The 20,647-nt window shown below is 60.1% G+C and carries 20 protein-coding genes and 2 tRNA genes; 7 read left to right on the top strand and 15 right to left on the bottom strand.

Features of this window, described 5'->3' with window-relative positions:
* Positions 1-109 precede the first annotated feature (109 nt).
* Positions 110-1,510, bottom strand: a complete 1,401-nt coding sequence (locus CHB75_RS16500) for an aminotransferase-like domain-containing protein (protein ID WP_089272491.1) — start codon at positions 1,508-1,510, stop codon at positions 110-112.
* 97 nt (positions 1,511-1,607) lie between these two features.
* Here CHB75_RS16500 and CHB75_RS16495 point away from each other — a divergent pair, with 97 nt between their 5' ends.
* Entirely contained in the window at positions 1,608-1,835 is a 228-nt protein-coding gene (locus tag CHB75_RS16495; RefSeq protein ID WP_089272489.1) for a DUF1127 domain-containing protein, read from the top strand.
* A 172-nt stretch (positions 1,836-2,007) separates the two neighbouring features.
* Here CHB75_RS16495 and CHB75_RS16490 read toward each other — a convergent pair whose 3' ends face one another.
* Positions 2,008-2,430, bottom strand: coding sequence for a PaaI family thioesterase (locus CHB75_RS16490; RefSeq protein ID WP_089272487.1), 423 nt, complete (start codon positions 2,428-2,430; stop codon positions 2,008-2,010).
* Between the two features lie 57 nt (positions 2,431-2,487).
* Here CHB75_RS16490 and CHB75_RS16485 point away from each other — a divergent pair, with 57 nt between their 5' ends.
* The 3 genes from CHB75_RS16485 to gluQRS all read left to right on the top strand — a co-directional run bounded on the left by CHB75_RS16485 (position 2,488) and on the right by gluQRS (position 5,812).
* Positions 2,488-3,276 carry an enoyl-CoA hydratase gene (locus tag CHB75_RS16485; protein ID WP_089272485.1) on the top strand — a complete coding sequence of 263 codons (789 nt, stop codon included), beginning with the start codon at positions 2,488-2,490 and terminating at the stop codon, positions 3,274-3,276.
* 104 nt (positions 3,277-3,380) lie between these two features.
* On the top strand, positions 3,381-4,745 hold the full coding sequence (trmFO, locus tag CHB75_RS16480; RefSeq protein ID WP_089272483.1) for a methylenetetrahydrofolate--tRNA-(uracil(54)-C(5))-methyltransferase (FADH(2)-oxidizing) TrmFO: 1,365 nt from the start codon (positions 3,381-3,383) through the stop codon (positions 4,743-4,745).
* A 164-nt stretch (positions 4,746-4,909) separates the two neighbouring features.
* Entirely contained in the window at positions 4,910-5,812 is a 903-nt protein-coding gene (gene gluQRS, locus CHB75_RS16475) for a tRNA glutamyl-Q(34) synthetase GluQRS (protein WP_089272481.1), read from the top strand.
* A 35-nt stretch (positions 5,813-5,847) separates the two neighbouring features.
* On the opposite strand, the gene hisI is transcribed toward gluQRS, so the two are convergent.
* A complete protein-coding gene (hisI, locus tag CHB75_RS16470; RefSeq protein WP_089272479.1) occupies positions 5,848-6,207 on the bottom strand; it encodes a phosphoribosyl-AMP cyclohydrolase in 360 nt (119 codons plus the stop codon).
* 68 nt (positions 6,208-6,275) lie between these two features.
* Between hisI and CHB75_RS16465 the strand changes: the two genes are divergently transcribed.
* A complete protein-coding gene (locus CHB75_RS16465) occupies positions 6,276-6,728 on the top strand; it encodes an iron-sulfur cluster assembly scaffold protein (protein WP_089272477.1) in 453 nt (150 codons plus the stop codon).
* A 318-nt stretch (positions 6,729-7,046) separates the two neighbouring features.
* Here CHB75_RS16465 and CHB75_RS22385 read toward each other — a convergent pair whose 3' ends face one another.
* The 5 genes from CHB75_RS22385 to sciP all read right to left on the bottom strand — a co-directional run bounded on the left by CHB75_RS22385 (position 7,047) and on the right by sciP (position 12,736).
* Complete coding sequence (locus CHB75_RS22385; protein WP_281253231.1) at positions 7,047-7,169, bottom strand: hypothetical protein; 123 nt, start codon at positions 7,167-7,169, stop codon at positions 7,047-7,049.
* A gap of 159 nt (positions 7,170-7,328) precedes the next feature.
* A complete protein-coding gene (gene recG / locus CHB75_RS16460) occupies positions 7,329-9,419 on the bottom strand; it encodes an ATP-dependent DNA helicase RecG (RefSeq protein WP_089272475.1) in 2,091 nt (696 codons plus the stop codon).
* On the bottom strand, positions 9,416-11,533 hold the full coding sequence (gene ligA / locus CHB75_RS16455) for an NAD-dependent DNA ligase LigA (RefSeq protein WP_089272473.1): 2,118 nt from the start codon (positions 11,531-11,533) through the stop codon (positions 9,416-9,418). The genes recG and ligA overlap by 4 nt, the downstream gene beginning before the upstream one ends.
* Positions 11,534-11,628: 95 nt before the next feature.
* Entirely contained in the window at positions 11,629-12,345 is a 717-nt protein-coding gene (gene ctrA / locus CHB75_RS16450; RefSeq protein ID WP_089272471.1) for a response regulator transcription factor CtrA, read from the bottom strand.
* Positions 12,346-12,463: 118 nt separating this feature from the next.
* Positions 12,464-12,736: a CtrA inhibitor SciP gene (sciP, locus tag CHB75_RS16445; RefSeq protein ID WP_089272469.1), complete on the bottom strand. Its 273-nt coding sequence runs from the start codon at positions 12,734-12,736 to the stop codon at positions 12,464-12,466.
* 118 nt (positions 12,737-12,854) lie between these two features.
* Between sciP and mnmA the strand changes: the two genes are divergently transcribed.
* A complete protein-coding gene (gene mnmA, locus CHB75_RS16440) occupies positions 12,855-13,997 on the top strand; it encodes a tRNA 2-thiouridine(34) synthase MnmA (protein ID WP_089272467.1) in 1,143 nt (380 codons plus the stop codon).
* A gap of 246 nt (positions 13,998-14,243) precedes the next feature.
* Here mnmA and CHB75_RS16435 read toward each other — a convergent pair whose 3' ends face one another.
* From CHB75_RS16435 to CHB75_RS16420, 4 genes are read right to left on the bottom strand one after another with little or no spacing between them, the layout of a single operon-like run.
* Positions 14,244-15,452, bottom strand: a complete 1,209-nt coding sequence (locus CHB75_RS16435) for a beta-ketoacyl-[acyl-carrier-protein] synthase family protein (RefSeq protein WP_089272465.1) — start codon at positions 15,450-15,452, stop codon at positions 14,244-14,246.
* Entirely contained in the window at positions 15,449-15,709 is a 261-nt protein-coding gene (locus CHB75_RS16430) for an acyl carrier protein (RefSeq protein WP_089272463.1), read from the bottom strand. The genes CHB75_RS16435 and CHB75_RS16430 overlap by 4 nt, the downstream gene beginning before the upstream one ends.
* A gap of 36 nt (positions 15,710-15,745) precedes the next feature.
* Positions 15,746-16,837: a UDP-3-O-(3-hydroxymyristoyl)glucosamine N-acyltransferase gene (gene lpxD, locus CHB75_RS16425; protein ID WP_089272461.1), complete on the bottom strand. Its 1,092-nt coding sequence runs from the start codon at positions 16,835-16,837 to the stop codon at positions 15,746-15,748.
* 28 nt (positions 16,838-16,865) lie between these two features.
* The gene (locus CHB75_RS16420) at positions 16,866-18,479 is read right to left on the bottom strand and encodes a L,D-transpeptidase family protein (protein WP_089272459.1); all 1,614 of its coding nucleotides are present in this window, start codon (positions 18,477-18,479) and stop codon (positions 16,866-16,868) included.
* A gap of 347 nt (positions 18,480-18,826) precedes the next feature.
* Here CHB75_RS16420 and mepK point away from each other — a divergent pair, with 347 nt between their 5' ends.
* Entirely contained in the window at positions 18,827-19,396 is a 570-nt protein-coding gene (gene mepK, locus CHB75_RS16415; protein WP_089272457.1) for a peptidoglycan L,D-endopeptidase MepK, read from the top strand.
* A gap of 185 nt (positions 19,397-19,581) precedes the next feature.
* Here the strand turns inward: mepK and CHB75_RS16410 are convergent.
* The 3 genes from CHB75_RS16410 to CHB75_RS16400 form a co-directional block, all read right to left on the bottom strand.
* Positions 19,582-19,658, bottom strand: a tRNA-Asp gene (locus tag CHB75_RS16410).
* A gap of 29 nt (positions 19,659-19,687) precedes the next feature.
* Positions 19,688-19,764: transfer RNA gene (locus CHB75_RS16405), tRNA-Asp, on the bottom strand.
* 258 nt (positions 19,765-20,022) lie between these two features.
* Complete coding sequence (locus CHB75_RS16400) at positions 20,023-20,613, bottom strand: pirin family protein (protein WP_342745313.1); 591 nt, start codon at positions 20,611-20,613, stop codon at positions 20,023-20,025.
* Positions 20,614-20,647 lie beyond the last annotated feature (34 nt).

Genomic DNA, 20,647 nt, shown 5'->3' with positions numbered 1-20,647 from the left:
TGCCCGCCCGGCACAGCCTCTCACCGCCCCATCCCCTCCGGGGCTCGCCTCTCAACCCGCACCAGAAACCAGCGCGCGGCGCAGACGCGCTCCGCCGGATCAGGTCCGGTCAGACGGAAATCTGCTCGGGCGGATTGTCCAGAAGCCCCCGCAGCCGCCCCATCGCGGCCTCGAAACTTGCCATGGTTACCTGCGCATTGATCCCGATCCGCACCGCATGGGGCGCAAAACCGTCGCGCAGGCCGAATTCGTCCGCCGCCCGCACCTGCACGCCCCGCGCCTCGGCCGCCTGACAGAACGCCCCGGCCCGCCATCCGGCCGGCAGATGCAGCCACAAAAACGGCATGTCCGCCCGCCAGACAAGGTCATGCCCGCCCAGAATATTCACCGCCGCCCGGATATACCGCTCCAGCTCTTCGCGCACCCGCGTCATGATCTCGGGTGTTTCGGGCCGTGTCAGGATATCTTCGGCCAGATCCGCCAAGGGCCGCGCCAGCCCGAAAAAGCCATGCTCGGCCACCCGCCGCAAATCCGACCGCCGCCCCCGTGGCGCCACGGCAAAACCGATGCGCAGCGCCGGGGTGATGGTCTTGGAAATGGACGAGACATACCAACTCTGCTCCGGCAACAGCGCACGGTAGGCCAGTTCGCGCGACCGCCCGACCCGGTAACAGTCATCCTCGAGGATCTGCAGCCCGGTGCGGCGCGCCACCTCTGCAATCTCGCGGCGACGTTCCAGCGGCGTGAACAGCCCCGTCGGATTGTGCATTTCCGGAGAGGTACAAAGCAGCTGCGCATCATGTTTGCGTACCAATGCCTCAAGCGCCTCTGGTACAATCCCATGTTCATCCATCGGCACGCCGACCACCTCGGCCCGCAGCAATTCCGCAGCCCGGCGGAACCCGACATAGGTCAGCTCTTCCAGCAGCACCACAGGACGCCGCCCGCGCAGCACCGCCTGCATGACCAGCGAAATGCCATTCTGCCCGCCATGGCTCAGCACGATATCCTCTTGATCAAGCGATCCAAGGGGCGTCCCCTTCAGCCAGCCGATCACCGCGCTGCGCGCAGGCTCGAACCCCTCGCGCGACGGATAGTTCAACAGGCTGGACGCAGGCCGATCTGCCAACCGCCCAAAGGCATCGCGGATCATGTCCACCTGCCCCATATCGGGCAATTTGGGCGAAAACAGGCTGACCTGATCGGTGTCTTCGGGCGCATTGTGCTGCTGCCATTTGATGTCGCGCTGCAGGTCCCGCGACACGGGATCGGCCACAAATGTCCCCCGCCCGACCTCTGCCCGCAGGGCGCCCTCGTCCGTCAGAATGGTATAGGCGCGCGCCACCGTGCCGGGTGTGATGCCCAGCGACCAGGCCAACTCCCGCACCGGCGGCAACCTGTCGCCAACGCTCATCATCCCATCCGCCACAGCCGCCCGGATTGCCCCGGCAACCGCGCGATACTTGGGACCCGTCCCGCCGGACTCATAACGATCCAGAATTGTATCCATTACAATCTTTCTCTCGACGCCGCACAATCGGCATTGTATCAATTTTCTTGTAGCAATATCGCTACATTGTGTCAATACAATTTCAAGGAGTTATCCCATGACACCGGCATCGCACGCCCCGCATATCGCCTTTCTCAGCGCCGAGTCCCATCTCGCCCCGCTGCCGGCCTTTGCGTTGTTCGCGGCGGTGGTGCTGACGAAATGGAGCTCCCGCCACCGAACCCGCAAGGCGCTTGCCCGGCTCGAGCCGCACTTGCTCAAAGACATCGGCCTGGACTCGCAAACCGCACGGCACGAGGCCAGCCGCATGTTCTGGCAGGGCTGATCCCTGACCTGTCAGACCTCTTCCCTGGGCGCGGTTCATCCGCGCCCTTTTTTACAGCAGCCGCGGTTCATCCGCGCCCTTTTTTTCACAGCAGCCGCGGTTCATCCGCGCCCTTTTTTCTCGGCAGCCGCGGTTCATCCGCGCCCTTTTTTCGCCGTCACCGCCCGTCCCTCTAACGCCTCGGCGGCAGCGAATAGGTCAGTGAGGCGCGCGCCACAGGCTCTGTCCCGCCTTCGGAAAACATCTGCACGTCACAGACCGACAACGCCCGCCCCAGCTTCAACACCCGGCACTGCGCCAGCAAATCCGCGCCCGCCTCGGGTTTGCGCATGAAGTCGATGGAACAGTTGGTGGTGACCGCCAGCGCCTCTTGCCCGATCCGGGCCATCGTCGCCACATATGCCGCCACATCCGCCAGCGCGAACATCGACGGCCCCGACACCGTCCCGCCGGGGCGCAGATGCTCGTCCTTCACGAAAAGCCGCATCACCAGCAGATCCTCGTCCAGCCGGTCAATCCCGAACATGCCCCGCACCTGCGGAAACACCTCGTCCAGAAACGGGCCCATCTCCTCGGCTGTGACCTTCAACGCCATGCTTGTTCTCCCCTGACCTGCCCGGCTAGGCTGCCGCCATCCGAGGGGGAGGACAAGATGCCAATCGTAATCCGCACTGACACCGGCGCCATCCGCCATCTTCAGCTGAACGCGCCCGACCGGCTGAATGCCCTGTCCGATGCCATGCTCGCCGCCCTTCAGGCCGAATTCGACGCCCTGATGCACGACCGCACCATTCGCGCCGTGATCCTGTCGGGCGCGGGCAAGGCGTTCTGTGCCGGACATGACCTCAAGGAGATGACCGCCGGGCGACAGAACCCCGACGGTGGCGGGGCGTATTTCAAGGATCTGTTCGACCGCTGCGCCACCCTGATGCAGACCATCCCGCGCCTGCCCCAGCCGGTGATCGCGCAGGTGCACGGCATCGCCACCGCCGCCGGATGTCAGCTGGTCGCCACCTGCGATCTGGCCGTTGCCGCGACGGACACCCGGTTTGGCGTCAACGGCGTGAACATCGGGCTGTTCTGTTCGACCCCCATGGTGGCCCTGTCGCGCAACATCCCCCGCAAGCAGGCGTTCGAGATGCTGACCACCGGCCAGTTCATCAACGCCGCCCGCGCCGCCGATCTGGGCCTGATCAACCGCGCCGTCCCGCCCGAAGATCTGACCGTTGAAACCCGGACCCTCGCCGACGCGATCGCGGCCAAACTGGCATCCGCCGTCACCATCGGCAAACAGGCGTTCTACGAACAGATCCAGATGCCGCTGGACCGCGCCTATGCCTATACAGGCGAGGTGATGGTCAAGAACATGCTTGACCGCGACACCGCCGAGGGCATCGCCGCCTTCCTCGAAAAACGCGCGCCCGACTGGCCCCAAGACTGAGCCATACCCCCAGCCATACGAAAACCATACGGTTTCCATACGCTTGCCATACCGCCGTTTCGCAACCCCGTGACAAGCGTCGCCAAAGCGCCTAAATGGCGTCCATGACAAAACAGCTACACATCGTCGGCGGCGGAATGGCCGGATCCGAGGCCGCCTGGCAGGCCGCAAACCGCGGCATCCAGGTGGTTATTCACGAGATGCGCCCGAAGGTTAAGACCTTCGCGCACAAGACTGAAAACCTTGGGGAAATGGTCTGCTCCAACTCCTTCCGTTCGGACGATTCCGAACAGAATGCGGTGGGACTGCTGCACTGGGAAATGCGCGCCGCAGGTGGGCTGATCATCTCGACGGCGCATGAACACCGCCTGCCCGCCGGCGGCGCACTGGCCGTGGACCGCGACGCCTTTGCCGAAACCATCACCGCCAGATTAAGATCGCACCCCAACATTCAGATTTCACACGATGAAATATCGAAATTACCCTCCGACGGGCACTGGATCATCGCCACCGGCCCACTGACCTCCGAAGGTCTGGGCAAGGCAATTCAGGCCGAAACCGGCAGCGAAGCACTGGCCTTTTTCGACGCCATCGCCCCGATCCTCTATGCCGACTCCATCGACATGTCCAAGGCCTGGATGCAGTCCCGCTATGACAAGGGCGAGACCGAGGAAGAGCAGCGCGCCTACCTCAATTGTCCAATGGATAAACAGACTTACGAGGCATTCATCGACGCGCTTCTGGCCGCCGACAAGACCGAATTCCACGAAGGCGAGACGGCCGGATATTTCGATGGCTGCCTGCCGATCGAAGTCATGGCCGAACGCGGCCGCGAGACATTGCGCTTTGGTCCGATGAAACCGGTCGGCCTGACCAACCCGCATCAACCGGATATTAAGGCATATGCAGTAGTACAGCTGCGCCGGGACAATGCGCTTGGCACGCTGTACAACATCGTCGGCTTCCAGACCAAAATGAAATATGGCGCGCAGAAGGACGTTCTGCGCATGATTCCGGGACTGGAAAACGCTCAGTTCGCGCGCCTTGGTGGCATTCACCGCAATACCTTCCTGAATTCGCCCACCCTGCTTGATCATCAGATGCGCCTGAAATCAAAGCCGAATATCCGTTTTGCCGGTCAGATCACCGGGGTCGAGGGCTATGTTGAATCCGCCGCGATGGGCCTGCTAGCCGGGCGGCTCGCTACGGCCGAAATCCTTGGCCTTGATCTGCCGCAGGTACCGCAGGACAGCGCCCATGGCGCGCTTGTGCATCACATCACCGGCGGGGCCGAGGCAAAGACCTTCCAGCCGATGAACGTCAACTTCGGCCTTTTCCGCCCGCTTGACGGCGTCAAGGGGGGCCGCCGTGGCCGCGTGACCCGGTACAAGGGCTATACCGACCGCGCCAAGGCCGCCTGGACCGGCTGGCTCGATACTCAGAAACCAGACGCCGACGCGGCAGAGTGATTGACCGTGCCCATGACCGAGACATTTCTGGACATGGGCACGGTGACACAGGGTGACAGGCAATTTACCTTTCGATACCAGAAACGCGGTTTCTTGCGAGGCAGAAGCGGCTCAAACCACCTGATAAATAACATTAGCTTCAACACCTATACATCTGAAAGTAAATGACTTTTATCACAAGATTCGCGCCGTCACCCACTGGCCCTCTGCATCTTGGCCATGCCTATTCCGCGCTTCTTGCCCATGACATGGCCCGCGCCTGTGGGGGCTGTTTCCTGCTCCGGATCGAGGATATAGACCGCACCCGCAGCAAGCCCGAATGGGAGCGTCAGATCTATGACGACCTCACATGGCTTGGCCTGCGCTGGGACGCCCCCCCCATGCGCCAGTCGGATCGCCTCGGTGCCTATGACGCCGCACTGGAGTCGCTTTGGGTCCGCGGCCTCGTCTATCCCTGCACCTGCACCCGTCGCGATATTGCCGAGGCCGCCAGCGCGCCGCAGGAAGGCGGAGATCCTGTCAGCGGCCCCGACGGTGTGGTCTATCCCGGCACGTGTCGCAACCGGCCCAGACCGACGAAGCGCCCCACGGACACCGCCCTGCGCCTCGACATGGCCGCCGCGCTCAACTCCCTGGAATCGGAACAAAATCCGCCGCTTTGTTTCACCGAAACCGGCTCCGGACCGCAGGGTGAAACCGGGGAAATACTGATCACGCCAGACGATCTGCTGCACCTTGTAGGCGATGTCGTTCTGGCGCGCCGCGACATGGGCACATCCTATCACCTCTCGGTGGTTGTCGATGATGCCGCCCAGAATATCAGCCACGTCATCCGGGGCGCGGACCTGTTTAAGGCAACCCAGATTCATGTGGTTCTGCAAAGGCTTCTTGGACTTGCCTCACCTGAGTACCACCACCACAGGCTCATCCGCGACGAGGCGGGAAAACGGCTTGCCAAACGTGACGACGCGCGGGCTCTGGCGAAATACCGCGCCGAAGGATGCACGCCCGACGATATCCGCGCCATGGTGGGAATGGAGCCGACCCCGGCTTCTTCTCTTCAATAATACGCAAAAAACGACGGCAACAGCTGACGTTGGCCTCAGGTCATCGGCGCCATCAGTTCCACTTCTTCCCCCTCGCGCACCGCTGAATAAAAACAGCTGCGCCGGTTGGTATGGCAGGCCGGACCGGTCTGGCGCACGACAACCAGCAGGCAATCCCGATCACAATCGATACGCAAATCCACCAACTCCTGCACATGGCCCGAAGTCTCTCCCTTGACCCAAAAGGCCCCGCGCGAGCGTGACCAATAGGTTACCCGCCGCTCAGAAAGGGTTCGCGCCACGGATTCGGCGTTCATCCAGGCCATCATCAGGACCTCGCCGCTGTCGGCGTCCTGCGCAATTGCGGGAATCAGACCGCGCGCATCATAGACCAAAGTCGAAGGATCGAAGGACATAGGCAAAAACCTTTTTGCATCGGCAGAGATGACCCCTATTTATGTCGCAGGCAGCCAGAGGGAAAGCCATGTCCGGCGAAAACGATCTTATCAAGCTCTACTCCACCCGCATCCTGGCGCTCGCGGCAGATATCCCGAACACCCGGCGCCTTGATGCGCCCGATGCCACGGTCAAGAAGCGTTCGCCGCTCTGCGGATCTACCGTAACCGTGGATCTGAACATGGCGGACGGCAAGGTCAGTGCCTTTGGTCAGGATGTAAAAGCCTGTGCCCTCGGTCAGGCCGCGGCCTCGGTGGTGGGCGCGGCGATCGTGGGCTGCACCCCCGAAGAAATCGTGGCCGCGCGCGATTCGCTGCGCGCCATGCTGAAATCCGGTGGCCCCGCCCCCGCGGCGCCCTTCGACGGATTGGAAGTTCTGCGCCCGGCGGTGGACTACAAGAACCGTCATGCCTCGATTCTGCTCACACTCGAAGCCTCGGCCGAAGCGGTGGAAAAGGCGCTCTCGGAAGACTGCGCATAACAAAACATCCGCCAATCCCACGCGAAGTGCTACTGCCGCGCAGGAATTCCGCGCGATTTTCACCAATTATCAACCATGTTCCGGCATGATTGAACACGAGCGTAGGTCCCTCAAACAAGTTTACAGGCAAAAAAAGCCGCCGCACTTCGGGGATGAAGGCGGCGGCAAGGGGCGCAAACTGTCGGGACCCGGGTCAGCTTTGGCTTGGGGGTAAGGCACCCCCGTTCGGGACAGGACAGGCAGTGTCAGTCGCGCGCATCTAATTTGGGACAGGATGCGAAAACGCCCGGCACAGTTCACGCTGGCAGGAAACTGAAATCAGGTGAAAGCAGGCAGATGAAGCCCCACAACAAGCATGACAATAAGACTTAGCGCACCAATGGCATCCGGCAGGAGCGTCTCCTGCGAGCGATGGATGGCTGTTCTGATCTGATCCAACATCTTGTCACCTCCGTTGAGCATCTATCTGTTGCCCCTTTGTTCTCATACACTTTACGTTGTGTAAAGAACTTTATGAGAACAAATATGAAACAAAAAGTGGTCAGGCGGCATTCATCCCCAACCGATCTGACAAAACGACCTTGTGTTGTTAGGGCGAAATCACCCGACAGAGATCAGACGGATCGCCTCATCCTGGCGCATCAGCCATAGCAAAACCCGCGCCGCCTGCCCTCTGGGACCGGTCAGATCGGGGTCTTCGGCCATCAGGGCACGGGCATCGGACTGCGCAACAGCCATCAACCCCGCCTGATGATCCATATCTGCAATACGGAAACGCGGTAGCCCGGACTGGGCCGTGCCGATCAGATCACCCGACCCGCGCATTTCCAGATCGACTTCTGAGATACGAAATCCATCCTCGGTTTCGCGCAGCGTGGTCAGCCGTTTCGAACCCGTCTCGCTCAGTGGCGGCTGATACAACAATAGACAGGTCGAATCCTGATCCCCCCGCCCCACACGTCCCCGCAACTGGTGCAGTTGGGCAAGCCCAAAACTCTCGGCCTGTTCGATCACCATGATCGTGGCGTTGGGCACGTTCACCCCCACTTCGATCACCGTGGTCGCGACCAGAACCGATGTCCTCCCCGCAACAAAGTCCGCCATTGCCGCGTCTTTTTCGGCATGCGGCAATTGACCATGGACCAGCCCGACGACACCCTCGCCCAGCACGGCGCGTAGCCGTTGGAAACGCTGTTCGGCAGCCATAAGCTCGACCTGTTCGCTTTCTTCCACCAGCGGGCAAACCCAATAGGCCTGACGACCCTCTGCGATAGCCTTGCGAAGATGGCTCACCACCTCATCCAACCGCTCCAGTGACACCAGAGCCGTCTGGATCGGTTTGCGCCCGGGCGGCTTTTCGTCCAGCACAGACACATCCATGTCACCGTATTGCGCCAGCGCGAGGCTGCGCGGGATCGGCGTCGCCGTCATGACCAGTACGTCCGCGGCCGCGCCCTTGCGCCCCAGTTCCATCCGCTGGCGTACGCCAAACCGGTGCTGTTCGTCCACGATGGCCAGCCGAAGGTCCTGAAAATGCACATCTTTCTGGAACACAGCATGGGTGCCGACAAGGATCTGGATATCACCTCGTTCCAGTGCAGCCAACTTTGCCTGCCGTTCGCTGCCCTTGTCCCGCCCCGTGAGCAATTCCAGCACCACCCCCGCCGCCTCGGCCAGAGGTTGCAGGCCTTCCAGATGCTGGCGGGCGAGTATCTCGGTTGGGGCCATCATCACACCCTGTCCGCCCGATTCCACCGCTACCAGCAGCGCCATGAAGGCGACCAGCGTCTTGCCCGAACCAACGTCACCCTGCAGCAACCGGTTCATCCGCTCGGGCCGTGCCATGTCCGCCGCGATCTCTTCGGTTGCCCGCAATTGCGCGCCCGTGGGCCGATAGGGCAAGGAGTTGAGCACCTTGTTGCGCAAGGTCCCGGACCCCACCGAAGCAAAACCGGGCGCGCGCCGCCGATGCGCCCGGGCCATTGCCAAGGTCAGCTGATGCGCCATGAACTCGTCATAGGCCAGCCGCATCCGCGCGGGCGCGGTCGCGGAAATATCCGCCATCGACTGCGGCGCATGGGCCTGCCGAAGGGCCTCGCGCCAGTCCGGCCAGTCCTCTTTCGCCTTCTGCCCCGGGCTGATCCATTCCGCCAGATCCGGCAGGCGGTCGACAGCATCGGCAGCCGCCTTGGTCATCGTCTTGAGCGTCAGACCGGCCGTGAGCGGATAGACAGGCTCAAACGACGGCATGCCTTCTGCCTCATCCAGGCGCAGCACATGATCGGGATGGACCATCTGCGCCACGCCGTCGAACAGTTCGACCCGGCCCGATACGATTCGGCGTTGTCCGGTCGGTAATAGTTTCGAAAGATAGTCGCCCCGCGCGTGGAAAAACACGACCTGAAAAGAGATCTCGGCATCCTGCACCGTGATCCTATAGGCGCCGCCCTTGTTGCGCGGGGGGCGATGCTGGCCAATCTCGACCTCAACGGTGACCACACCGGGCAACACCGCATCCCTGACGGTGGGGCGCAAGGTTCGGTCGATACCGGAAACCGGCAAGGTAAAGACAAGATCGCGGGGAGCAACAATATCAAGCTGGCCTAGGGTCTGCGCCACTTTTGGTCCGACACCGGCCAACTTGGTAAGATCGCCGAACAGCGGAAACAGAACCTCGGGACGTCCGCTCATGCCTGCCCGATCAGGGTCAGCCAGCCGTCCTCATCCAGAATTTCGACCCCGAGCTCCAACGCTTTCTTCTCTTTCGACCCGGCCCCCGGGCCAGCCACAAGAATATCTGTCTTGGCCGAAACCGAGCCGGACACCTTGGCGCCCAACGATTCTGCCCGCGCCTTGGCCTCGGCCCGGGTCATGCGTTCCAACGTCCCGGTAAACACCACCGTTTTGCCCGCCACCGGGCTGCCGTCGGTCTTGGGCTGTTCGGCTTCCTGCACGTCCAGGTGTGCCACCAGCCGGTCGATCGAATCGCGCTCGGCCTGCTGTGCAAAGCTCGCCGTGAGGGACTGCGCCATGACCTTTCCGACGCCATCAATGCCAAGCAACTCGGCGTAAGCCGGATCATCGGGATCCGCAGCGGCACGCATGGCAGATTCGAATGCGTCCCAAGTACCGTAATGCCGGGCAAGTAGCGCTGAGGCCTGTTCGCCCACATGCCGTAGCCCCAGCGCAAAGATCACCCGGCGCAGGGCAATCCGGCGCCGGTCTTCGATCGCCGCAAACAGATTCTCTGCTGACTTTTCGCCCCAGCCTTCACGGTTTTTAAGCTGCTGCAGACCCGATCCATAGTTTTTTTGCAGATCGAAGATATCCGCAGGTTCCTTGATCCAGCCATCAAGATAGAACTGCTCCACCTGCTTGGCGCCCAGCCCTTCGATATCAAACGCGGCGCGGCCGACAAAATGTTTAAGCTTTTCGACCGCCTGCGCCGGACAGATCAGCCCTCCGGAACAGCGTCGCACTGCATCGCCTTCTTCGCGAATCGCGTCGCTATGACATTCAGGACAAACAGTGGGAAAAACGTAAGGTACGGAGCCTTCCGGGCGCTTGGCCAGGTTCACATCGGCGATCTTTGGAATGACATCGCCTGCGCGGTAGACCTGCACCCAGTCGCCGACGCGGATGTCACGCCCTTCGCGAATCGGCGCACCGGTCGAATCCTTACCGGCGATGTAATCCTCATTGTGTAGCGTAGCATTGCTGACCACCACGCCCCCCACGGTCACCGGTATCAGTCGCGCAACCGGGCTGAGCGCGCCCGTGCGGCCCACCTGGATGTCGATGGCATTCAGCCGTGTCCAAGCCAGTTCCGCGGGAAACTTGTGCGCTATTGCCCAGCGTGGCGTGGTTGATCGGAACCCCAGCCGCGCCTGCAACGCAAGATCGTTCACTTTGTAGACAACACCGTCGATGTCATACCCCAGCGTGGCGCGCTGCTCCTCAATCCGGGCATATTGGGCAAGGATTTCACCCGGACCGTTGCACAGCACAGTCAGCGGGTTGGTCTGAAACCCAAGATCGCCGAGCCGCGCGATTGCGCCCATCTGCGTGTCGCTCAAAGGTTCGGACACTTCGCCCCAAGCGTAGGCAAAGAATCGGAGTGGTCGTGATCTGGTGATTTCAAAATCGAGCTGACGCAGGCTACCGGCAGCTGCATTGCGCGGGTTGGCAAAGAGCTTCTGGCCTTTCGAAGCTTGCCGCTCGTTCAATGCTGCGAAATCGGCGTGGCTCATATAGACTTCGCCACGGACCTCTAGCAGATCCGGGGCGCCGAGCAGCACTTCGGGGATATCGTCGACCGTGCGCGCGTTGGCGGTAACATTTTCGCCCACCGCACCATCGCCGCGGGTGGCTGCGTGAATCAGTCGCCCCTGCTCATAGCGCAGGCTCAGCGACAGACCGTCTATTTTGGGCTCTGCGGTATAGTGCAGCTCTGCGGCCTCATCGAGGCCAAGATACCGCCGAACTCTGGTGTCGAATTCGGTGATCTCTTCAGCCTTGAAGGCATTGCCCAACGACAGCATCCGCACCGCGTGGGTTACTTTCGTAAAACCTTCGGCGGGAGCAGCGCCGACCTGATCGCCCGGGCTGTCATTGCGTTTCAGCTGCGGAAACCGATTTTCCAACGCGGCGTTGCGCTGCTTCAGACGATCAAATTCAGCGTCCGAAAGCTCTGGCGCATCCTCGGCATGATAAGCCCAGTTCGCCCGTTTCAGCAGCCCGGAGAGGCGCTTTAGCTCAGCGCGCGCCTCGGCTTCGCTCAGATCGTCCACCGCAATCTCTGACACCGGTTCCGGCCCTCTGAAAGTCGCATTCCCGGCTCAGTGATATGCGGCGGACCGGCGCAGGTCCAGAGGTTGTGTCGCCGCGGACTGTGGAAGGATCAGGCGCCGATAGCCAGAGGTTGCGCACGCTCTTTACCGCCATCAGGGTCGCGGAGCACATAGCCGCGCCCCCAGACAGTCTCGATATAGCTTGCGTCGCCGGTCGCCTCTGACAGCTTCTTGCGCAGCTTGCAGATGAAAACGTCGATGATCTTGAGCTCGGGTTCATCCATGCCGCCGTAAAGATGGTTCAGGAACATCTCTTTTGTCAGCGTCGTCCCCTTGCGCAGGCTCAGAAGCTCAAGCATCTGGTATTCCTTGCCGGTCAGATGCACCGATGATCCATTCACATCCACTGTCTTCGCATCGAGGTTAACCGCGATCTTGCCAGTGTTGATGATCGACTGCGAATGCCCCTTCGATCTGCGGATGATCGCATGAATCCGGGCAATCAGCTCGTCCCGATGGAATGGTTTCGTCAGATAATCGTCCGCTCCAAAACCGAATCCCTTGATCTTGTTCTCGGTATCGTCGGCGCCTGAGAGGATTAAAATCGGCGTATCGATCCGCGCAAGACGCAGCTGACGCAGCACTTCATGGCCGTTAATGTCCGGAAGATTCAGATCAAGTAAAATCAAATCATATTCATAAAGCTTAGCCAGATCGATGCCTTCCTCCCCAAGATCAGTCGCATAGACATTCAAATTGGCGTGGGTCAGCATCAACTCGATGCTTTTTGACGTCGTCGGATCGTCTTCAACCAGCAGCACTCGCATAGGCTGTCTCCGTTCATAAAAAAGTACATGTTCGAAACTGTACAAAATAGGTTAATGCTTGGTTACTTTATCATGAACGCAACCTAAGGATGCAGCAAGTAAAAAAGGCTTTTCAGCACTACCGGTATTTCTGAATTGACGTTGCTTTTAAGGCATCTTCGCCATGCGTAGCGACCGCCCTCACCCATTCATGCAGTTCATCTTCACTTAAATTGTAACGATCCAATGCCTGTTCCTCGGTAAGCATTCCATACAAAACCGCACGAACTACGTTCGCTTTACGCGACGCAACCCAGCGTTTTGTATCAGGCGGAGGCAGATCAGCGCGGGTCATGACCGAGCCATCCGGCAAATTCACGGCCCTTGGACCGTCTATTTTTTTCAGGTACATCTCGCATTCCAATCGTGGCTCTCTCTATCTGAGGGGAACGCGTTTAACGGCTGATGAAACAGCCCCTTGAGAATGCCTAGGATTTTCCTATATTCCTGTCGATCATCAGGAGATCACCATGCCCCTCGACCTGCCCAAGCTTAATTCGCTTGGCCTGCCAAAGCCCGTTTCGCAAACTCGTGTCGTCGTCGCCATGTCCGGCGGGGTGGACAGTTCTGTTGTGGCCGCCCAACTGGCAGAGGAAGGTTATGACGTTATTGGCGTGACGCTGCAGCTTTACGACCATGGTGCCGCGCTGGCGAAAAAGGGTGCCTGCTGTGCAGGACTCGATATCCACGATGCCCGCCGTGTGGCCGAAACCATGGGCTTTCCCCATTACGTTCTGGATTACGAGAATGTCTTCCGCGAGGCGGTGATAGACGAATTCGCAGAAAGCTATCTGGGCGGCGCGACCCCTGTCCCGTGCATCCGCTGTAATGAGCGGGTGAAGTTCAAGGATCTGCTGCAGACCGCGAAGGATCTGGATGCCGACTGCATGGCGACCGGCCATTATATTCAGCGCAAGATGGGTGCCCAGGGGCCCGAGTTGCACAGCGCGGCGGATGCCAACCGCGACCAGAGCTATTTCCTGTTTTCGACCACCCCCGAGCAGCTGGATTATCTGCGCTTTCCCTTGGGCCACCTTTCATCCAAGGCGGAAACGCGTGCACTGGCTGCAAAATACGGGCTGAGCGTGGCCGACAAGCCCGACAGCCAGGACATCTGTTTCGTGCCCAATGGCAACTACGCGAGCGTGATCGAGAAACTGCGCCCCGGTGCCGCAGAGCCCGGCGAAATCGTCGATACCGACGGCAAGGTTCTTGGCACGCACAATGGGGTCCTCCATTACACCGTTGGTCAGCGCCGGGGGCTTGGCATCGGAGGTCTGGTGGATCCGCTTTATGTGGTGAAGTTGGATGTTGATGCAAAGCGCGTGATCGTCGGACCGAAAGAGCTGCTTTCGACACGGATCGTACCTGTCCGCGAAATCAACTGGCTGGGCGACGAACCTTTCGACAGCCGGTCCGAATGGACTGTTTCCGTCAAGGTCCGATCAACCCGCCCGCCGCGCGAGGCGATCCTGCGCCCGCTGTCAGCAACGGAAGCCGAGGTCGAGTTAATCACACCCGAGGAAGGCGTATCACCTGGGCAGGCCTGTGTCTTTTACGATCCTGATAGCACGCGTATTCTGGGCGGTGGCTGGATCTGGCGCGGACATTAGTTGTCATGGCCGTTCATCGCGACGGCCATGAACGACCTTACGCAACGGGCAGCCTCCGAATGCTCTTCGGTATTTATTCAGACAAATTGAAGAAAATACTACAAAAATAGCCTTTAGCTTCCACAGAAGGCCACTTCTTTCGTCTTTATCCATCCCGAACGAATAATCTTGGGAATGCGCTTGTCTTCGGCAGGGCGCCCGCCCAAGTAACGGTCCCCCGAGGATCGAGCGGCGGCTATCGGTGCGTCAGACGCGCCGCAATGCCAGAACGGCGTTCAACCCGCCAAACGCAAAGGCGTTTGAAAGCACGTATTCCACCTTAACTTCGCGAGCCTCGTTCGGCACGACATCCAGGGCACATTCCGGGTCTGGCTCTTCGTACCCGATCGTCGGCGCGATCACACCATCGCGCAGCGCCATGATGCAGGCCAAAAGCTCAACCGCGCCGGTACCGCCAATCAGATGGCCGTGCATGGACTTGGTGGACGAGATCATCAGCGCGTCCGCATGAGTGCCGAAGACATCCGCCACTGCCGCGCATTCCGTCTTGTCATTGGCGGCCGTCCCTGTGCCATGCGCATTGATATAGCCCACCTTTTCACGTGAGATACGTGCATCAGTCAAGGCACCCGAGATGGCCCGGGCCGCCCCTTGCTTGGACGGCATCACGATATCCGACGCATCCGACGTCATGGCAAAGCCGACCACTTCGGCCATGATATCGGCACCTCGAGCGCGGGCGTGCTCGTACTCCTCAAAGACGAAGATGCCCGCACCTTCACCCTGAACCATGCCGTTTCGGTTGGCGCTGAAGGGCCGACAGGCATCGCGGCTCATCACGCGTAGGCCTTCCCAGGCCTTTACGCCGCCAAAGCACAGCATGGATTCCGATCCGCCCGTAACCATCGCCTTTGACATGCCCGAACGGACCATTGCAAAGGCCTGAGACATTGCGTGATTGGACGAGGCACAGGCAGTGGAGACCGTAAAACTGGGGCCCTTGAGGTTGTATTGCATCGACACATGGCTGGCAGCGGCGTTGTTCATGAGCTTGGGCACCACAAAAGGATGCACGCGGTTCTTGCCGTCTTCATAAACAGAGCGGTAGTTGTCGTCCCATGTGCTGACCCCGCCCCCGGCGGTGCCAAGTACCACGCCAGTTGTGGCCGCAAGTTCCCCGCTGAAAACCAGACCTGACTGGGTGATTGCCTCTTGCGCAGCCATCAGGGTGAACTGGGTGAACCGGTCATATAGCGTCAACTGCTGACGGTTGAAAATCGCCTCTGGCTCGAACCCCTTGACCTGTCCGCCGATCTTGATCGACAGACGGTCCACATCACGGAATTCGAGGTCGGTAATGCCACAGCGGCCTTCACGCATCGCCTCAAGCGTTTCAGGAACGGACTGCCCGAGCGCGTTAATCGTACCCGCACCCGTGATGACGACACGCTTCACGACGTTTTCTCGTCCACCAGTCGCTGGATTCCCTGCACAATGGTCTTGACCGAAGAGATATCAAAATCGCTCTCTTCCGGGTTGTTGGCATTGAAGGGAATGTTGATGTCAAATGCTTCTTCTATGGCAAAAATGCATTCGACAAGCCCCAGACTGTCTACGCCAAGGCTTTCCAGAGTGCTGTCCGCCTGCACCTCTTCCACATCGAGCAAGGCCTGTTCGGCGATGATCTCGCGTACTTTGGTTTCTACGTCCATGGTAAAGGATCCTTTAACGCGCTTTGCTGCGACGATCTAGTCAGTCTCATCCGGCTTGGAAACCGCTTTCTGCGATTTGGCGATGTCGCGCAACAGACGCGGCAGCCGACGCAGCGCCTTGTAGCTCTCTATATGTGTCTCCATTTTGACAGCCGGGTAGCCCAGCATCACGCGGCCCGCTGGTACGCTGGAAAGAACCTTGGTACCGCCGCCGGTGATCACGTTGTCACCGATGCGCAGATTGTCGCTGACTCCGGTCTGACCACCCAGCACCACGTTTCGTCCGATGACAGTGGACCCGGCGATGCCGACTTGCGAACAGATCAGGCAATCCTGTCCGATTATGACGTTGTGACCGACCTGCACAAGGTTGTCGAACTTGCAGCCATCACCGACAGAGGTGTCACGCACGCTGCCACGGTCGATGCAGGTATTTGCACCCAGCTCAACATCATCACCAAGCGTCACGGACCCCAGCGAATGGATGCGGGCCCAGGATTGTGCCGTGTCGGTACCCGTCTCGCCCAGCGTATCACGGGCACGCTCAACCCCTGACACTTCGGGTGTGACAAAGGAAAAGCCGTCTGCGCCGACGACCGCGCCGGGCTGGGCGATGAACCGCGCGCCGATTCGGACGCGGGCGCCAATACGCACGCCCGAATGGAGCAGCGCATCGTCGCCAATATGAGCATCCCAACCGATGTGGCATTGTGGGCCGATGACCGCCCCCGCGCCAATCCGCGCGCCTGCCGAAATGATACTGTAAGGACCAACCGACACCCCCTGCCCCAGCACCGCAGTCGGATCCACCAGCGCTGCTGGGTGGACACCGCTCGAATAACCCTGGCCGGGGTCCATGATCGCCGACAGCCCGGCCATCGCATAGCGCGGACGTTTCGACAGGATCGCCGCCTGTAGCCCATAGCTGCGCCAATCAGCATCGGCCCAAAGCATGGCCACCCGTGCTTGCCCCCGCCCCAGCGCCTCGGCATATTCCGGTCGCATGGCCAGGGCCAGTTGGTCTGCGGTCGCCGAGGCGGGCTCGGCCACGCCAATGACGATCAGATCGGTATCCCCCTCGGCCACTAGGCCAAGTGAAGACGCGATATCTTTGATGCTGTGGCTCATGGCAGGCTCCCGGGATCACCGGGAGGTTTTAGCTGCCTTGCGTCGGCAGGGCTACCCCTGCTTCGCTCAGCGCCGACCAGATCCGCGCGTCGCGTCCATAGATGTCGCGGCGATAGCTGGTCTTGCCCTTGGCCGAGGTGAAAGCGGTGCGGTAAATCAGATGCACCGGCACAGGCGTTTCCAGATTGATGCGCGATTCCTTTCCTGTACGCAGGCGCGAAAGGAACAGCCCCTCAGGGTCGCTGGTCTGCGCAGCGAGAAGTGCGACGGCAAAATCCCTGGGATCCGCAAGACGGATGCATCCATGACTGAAGGCCCGCACCTCCCTTTCAAAAAGGCTCTTCGAGGGCGTGTCGTGCAGATAGATGTTGTACTTGTTGGGGAACATGAATTTCACTTCCCCCAGCGCGTTGCTCGGCCCCGGCGGCTGACGCATCGAAAACGGAAAGCTCGACGCGCTGTACTGAGCGAAGCCAGTCGCCCGATCCACCTGCCGCCCGCTGCTGTCGGTGATCTGCAGATGCCCTACGGCGCCGGGGTCGTTGCGCAGTTTCGGGAGGTATTCTTTCACCACGATGGAACGCGGGACATACCAACTGGGATTGACCATCATGAATTCCATGACGTCGGAAAACTCGGGTGTTTCGCGATCCTCAGGAACGGCTCCTACCACAGCGCGCGTTTCAAAAGTCACCTTGCCGTCATCGATGATCTGCGCAGTAAAGTCCGTCAGATTTACGTTGATGTGCCGCTTGCCCAGACCTTCGGGGAGGTTCATCCAGCGTTCCCGCTCCATCGCCACAAGGATCGACTGAAGACGTTCTACGACGCTCACGTTGACCTCGCCCAAGGTATTCTGACCAGCGACCCCGTCTGCGGTTAGCCCGTGATCGGTCTGGAACTGCATGACGGCCGTCCGCAGTTCCGCATCGAAACTCGCGGACGCACTGCGGCTTATGTAGCCCATGGAAATCAACCGGTTGCGCAGGGCAACCACGGCAGCGCCGCTTTGCCCCTGTTCGAGCTTGTCGGCGATGACTTCCGGCCCCCAGCCGCCCTGCCCGGCCTTGCGTTCGAGCAACAACTTTTCCTTCATCAACCGCACGTATTCCTGCGACGTAGGCGCCAGCGCGCGCATCACGGTCCGCGGATCGCCGCGCGTGATTGATGTCAGGGTCACGACCGGGTCACGCAACGGCACCTCGCGCTTTATGCCCGACACAATCTTGCCCGGCGTCAGAATTCCGCTTTGGATATCATGGGCATAAGCTATGAAGGCGCGGCTCAGGGCCACCTCTACTTCGCCGCGTTCGCGCGATGTGCGGGCATTGCCCATCATCGCGACCAGAACATCGGCATTATAGCGTGCAACAGGCAGGCCATGTGCCCCGGCCATGGTCAAAGCCTCAAGCAGAATCTCACGACGCGCCAGATCCTGTGGCGAGTCACCGGTCCAGATCGGCTCGAAGTTCCGCCCGCGATAAAAGGCGGCGATGCCGTCGTCCCGGGATGCCGCTTCGGCAACAGCCTGCTTGAACGCCACGACCTGTGCCTGCCCGACCTGAGGCAACGCCACAACAAAGGATGCGGCGATCAGGGCGGCAAACAAAGCCCTGCGGTTCAGAGTTGACAGATGAAGCATATAGGCAAGTCCCCGGTGCGGCTGTAACGGTGCGGCTGTAATTAGTTTATCGTTGTCTCAGAGCGGGTTGAGCACTGTCCACTCACAATTGTCGTGATCGCGCAAGCGCCAACTCTATGGTGCCCAACGGCACCGGTCCATGATTGGTTCCTTGTGCGTTTCCGCCACAGCGATGCGGTTTTAAGCAGAATCTTGCCGAAAGTGGTTGATAATTCGGAAAGCCAATATTTCCGGGTTACAGAAAATTTACCAATATGGCATACCAAACTAGGCATCTGGGGATGAGATGGCAGTATCCGCGCAACGTCGCGGATGAACAGGTACAGACACGGGACAGGCTCTTTACCATGACCAATTCAAACGCTGGTGGCATCTCGCGGCGCGGCCTTCTTGGCGCGTTCGCGGCCACCTTGATTACAGCGGCACCAACCTACGCCAGTGCAGCAGGATTTCTACGTGGCGGCGGCGATATTCGCCGGGTCAAGATGTACAACGGCCGAACAGGCGAGCGTCTTGATATGATCTACTGGGTCGAAGGCGACTATATCGCAGACGCAGTTAAGGAAATCACCTACTTCATGCGTGATTGGCGAAATGATCAGATCAAATCTATAGATTTACGCACGGTCGATATAATGGCGGCGGCGCACAACATGATGGATGTGAGCGAACCCTATATGCTCATCTCAGGTTATCGCAGCCCGGCGACAAACGCCATGCTGCGCGCCCGGTCTTCGGGTGTTGCCCAGAATTCTCGCCACCTTCGCGGCGAAGCCGCCGACCTTCGTCTGGCCTCTCGTTCAGTCAATCAAATGGCTCGCGCGGCCTCTGCCTGCCATGCGGGCGGCGTAGGGCGATACACCGGTTCGAACTTCGTCCATATGGATTGTGGTCCGATCCGAACCTGGGGAAGCTGACGTTCGAATCGTCGGCAGACACAATCGCAATGTTATCAAGGCGCCTCCGGGCGCCTTCTTCATCTCCGGAACGTGAAGCAGGCGCGCGACGGGGATATCACTTTTCTCAGTCTACAAACGCCGGAACCGCGGTGCGGTTCCAATTATTCTGCATTCACTGAAGATTTTATTTCTCAAGGGAAAAATGGCGCGGTTGACGGGACTCGAACCCGCGACCCCCGGCGTGACAGGCCGGTACTCTAACCAACTGAGCTACAACCGCGCAACGCAACGGCAGAACAAGGGCAGTGATGGCGCGGTTGACGGGACTCGAACCCGCGACCCCCGGCGTGACAGGCCGGTACTCTAACCAACTGAGCTACAACCGCTCACTGCCGCATGGTCTCCCAAGCGTGAGGGGGTAATAGGGTGAGCATCCTGCCCCGTCAAGCGAGGAATTTCAGAAAAATCGCACCTCGGCAAAGCATCGTAAATCCCTACCCCCTGAGCTGCACATTCTGCGTCTCAGTGATCCGGTAGCGAGATGAATTCGCTGTCGTCCCCAGGCGGCAGATGGAATCGGCCATTCGCCCAGTCCGCCCTCCGCCCGGCCTCTTTAGCCTCTTCGATCCGCTCTTTTGGCGAGGCTACAAAATGCACCAGATATAACGCGGCCCTTCCAACGCCTCGCCACCCGGTAGCATGATCCGGGCACCCCGCTCTGCGGTAGTCAGGCTAATTCTGCCTCGGAAACAAAAGACCATCATCAGGCTGGCCTCATGACGCTCTGCGTCCAAGCCGCCCAGCACCCACGACCACATAGACACCGCGCGCTCCTCGTGATCATGCAGCCTTGGCAGTACAGAACCTGCCTCACGCATCGCGTTGGCGTAGAGCATTTCGGACGCTTTTTCCGGCGCGCGCTCGCCGTAAGCGCCATCAACGATCACCCGAACCTGCTTGTCGGCGCTTTCTAGAATCGGCGGTTCATGCCTTCCCACACGCATGAAATCCGAGGGGCGGCTCTGGTGATTTTGGGCGGTGAAACCGAAGTCTGAATACGGAATAAGGGCACCTGCTCTGTCTGGGTCGCATCCTTCGTCCGCTTGGAACAGGTAATGTCCACTCCGGCCAACGTCCAATTCACGGCTGCCGGTGCGATTCAGGCATCGGAGCCCAGCGAATCCCGGTGATGGATGCGCCCGCAGTAAAGATAACGGATGTTCGCCAGGCCGCATGCCGCACTTCGAATCCGCGCAGATCCCGTGCACG

The organism is Puniceibacterium sediminis (genome assembly GCF_900188035.1).
Classification (GTDB): Bacteria; Pseudomonadota; Alphaproteobacteria; order Rhodobacterales; family Rhodobacteraceae; genus Puniceibacterium; species Puniceibacterium sediminis.
The sequence above is the reverse complement of the archived record's forward strand: the minus strand, read 5'-3'. Positions and strand labels throughout refer to the sequence as shown.

Bases quoted from the DNA above. Each gene is read 5' to 3' on its own strand.
- CHB75_RS22385 (WP_281253231.1), bottom strand. From the start codon at position 7,169: ATGTTGGATCAGATCAGAACAGCCATCCATCGCTCGCAGGAGACGCTC.
- CHB75_RS16430 (WP_089272463.1), bottom strand. From the start codon at position 15,709: ATGGACGTAGAAACCAAAGTACGCGAGATCATCGCCGAACAGGCCTTG.
- hisI (WP_089272479.1), bottom strand. From the start codon at position 6,207: ATGTCCTTCGATCCTTCGACTTTGGTCTATGATGCGCGCGGTCTGATT.
- mepK (WP_089272457.1), top strand. From the start codon at position 18,827: ATGACCAATTCAAACGCTGGTGGCATCTCGCGGCGCGGCCTTCTTGGC.
- CHB75_RS16490 (WP_089272487.1), bottom strand. From the start codon at position 2,430: ATGGCGTTGAAGGTCACAGCCGAGGAGATGGGCCCGTTTCTGGACGAG.
- mnmA (WP_089272467.1), top strand. From the start codon at position 12,855: ATGCCCCTCGACCTGCCCAAGCTTAATTCGCTTGGCCTGCCAAAGCCC.
- CHB75_RS16485 (WP_089272485.1), top strand. From the start codon at position 2,488: ATGCCAATCGTAATCCGCACTGACACCGGCGCCATCCGCCATCTTCAG.
- gluQRS (WP_089272481.1), top strand. From the start codon at position 4,910: ATGACTTTTATCACAAGATTCGCGCCGTCACCCACTGGCCCTCTGCAT.
- sciP (WP_089272469.1), bottom strand. From the start codon at position 12,736: ATGTACCTGAAAAAAATAGACGGTCCAAGGGCCGTGAATTTGCCGGAT.
- CHB75_RS16465 (WP_089272477.1), top strand. From the start codon at position 6,276: ATGTCCGGCGAAAACGATCTTATCAAGCTCTACTCCACCCGCATCCTG.
- lpxD (WP_089272461.1), bottom strand. From the start codon at position 16,837: ATGAGCCACAGCATCAAAGATATCGCGTCTTCACTTGGCCTAGTGGCC.
- CHB75_RS16495 (WP_089272489.1), top strand. From the start codon at position 1,608: ATGACACCGGCATCGCACGCCCCGCATATCGCCTTTCTCAGCGCCGAG.
- CHB75_RS16420 (WP_089272459.1), bottom strand. From the start codon at position 18,479: ATGCTTCATCTGTCAACTCTGAACCGCAGGGCTTTGTTTGCCGCCCTG.
- recG (WP_089272475.1), bottom strand. From the start codon at position 9,419: ATGAGCGGACGTCCCGAGGTTCTGTTTCCGCTGTTCGGCGATCTTACC.
- trmFO (WP_089272483.1), top strand. From the start codon at position 3,381: ATGACAAAACAGCTACACATCGTCGGCGGCGGAATGGCCGGATCCGAG.
- CHB75_RS16400 (WP_342745313.1), bottom strand. From the start codon at position 20,613: ATGCGGCCTGGCGAACATCCGTTATCTTTACTGCGGGCGCATCCATCA.
- ctrA (WP_089272471.1), bottom strand. From the start codon at position 12,345: ATGCGAGTGCTGCTGGTTGAAGACGATCCGACGACGTCAAAAAGCATC.
- CHB75_RS16500 (WP_089272491.1), bottom strand. From the start codon at position 1,510: ATGGATACAATTCTGGATCGTTATGAGTCCGGCGGGACGGGTCCCAAG.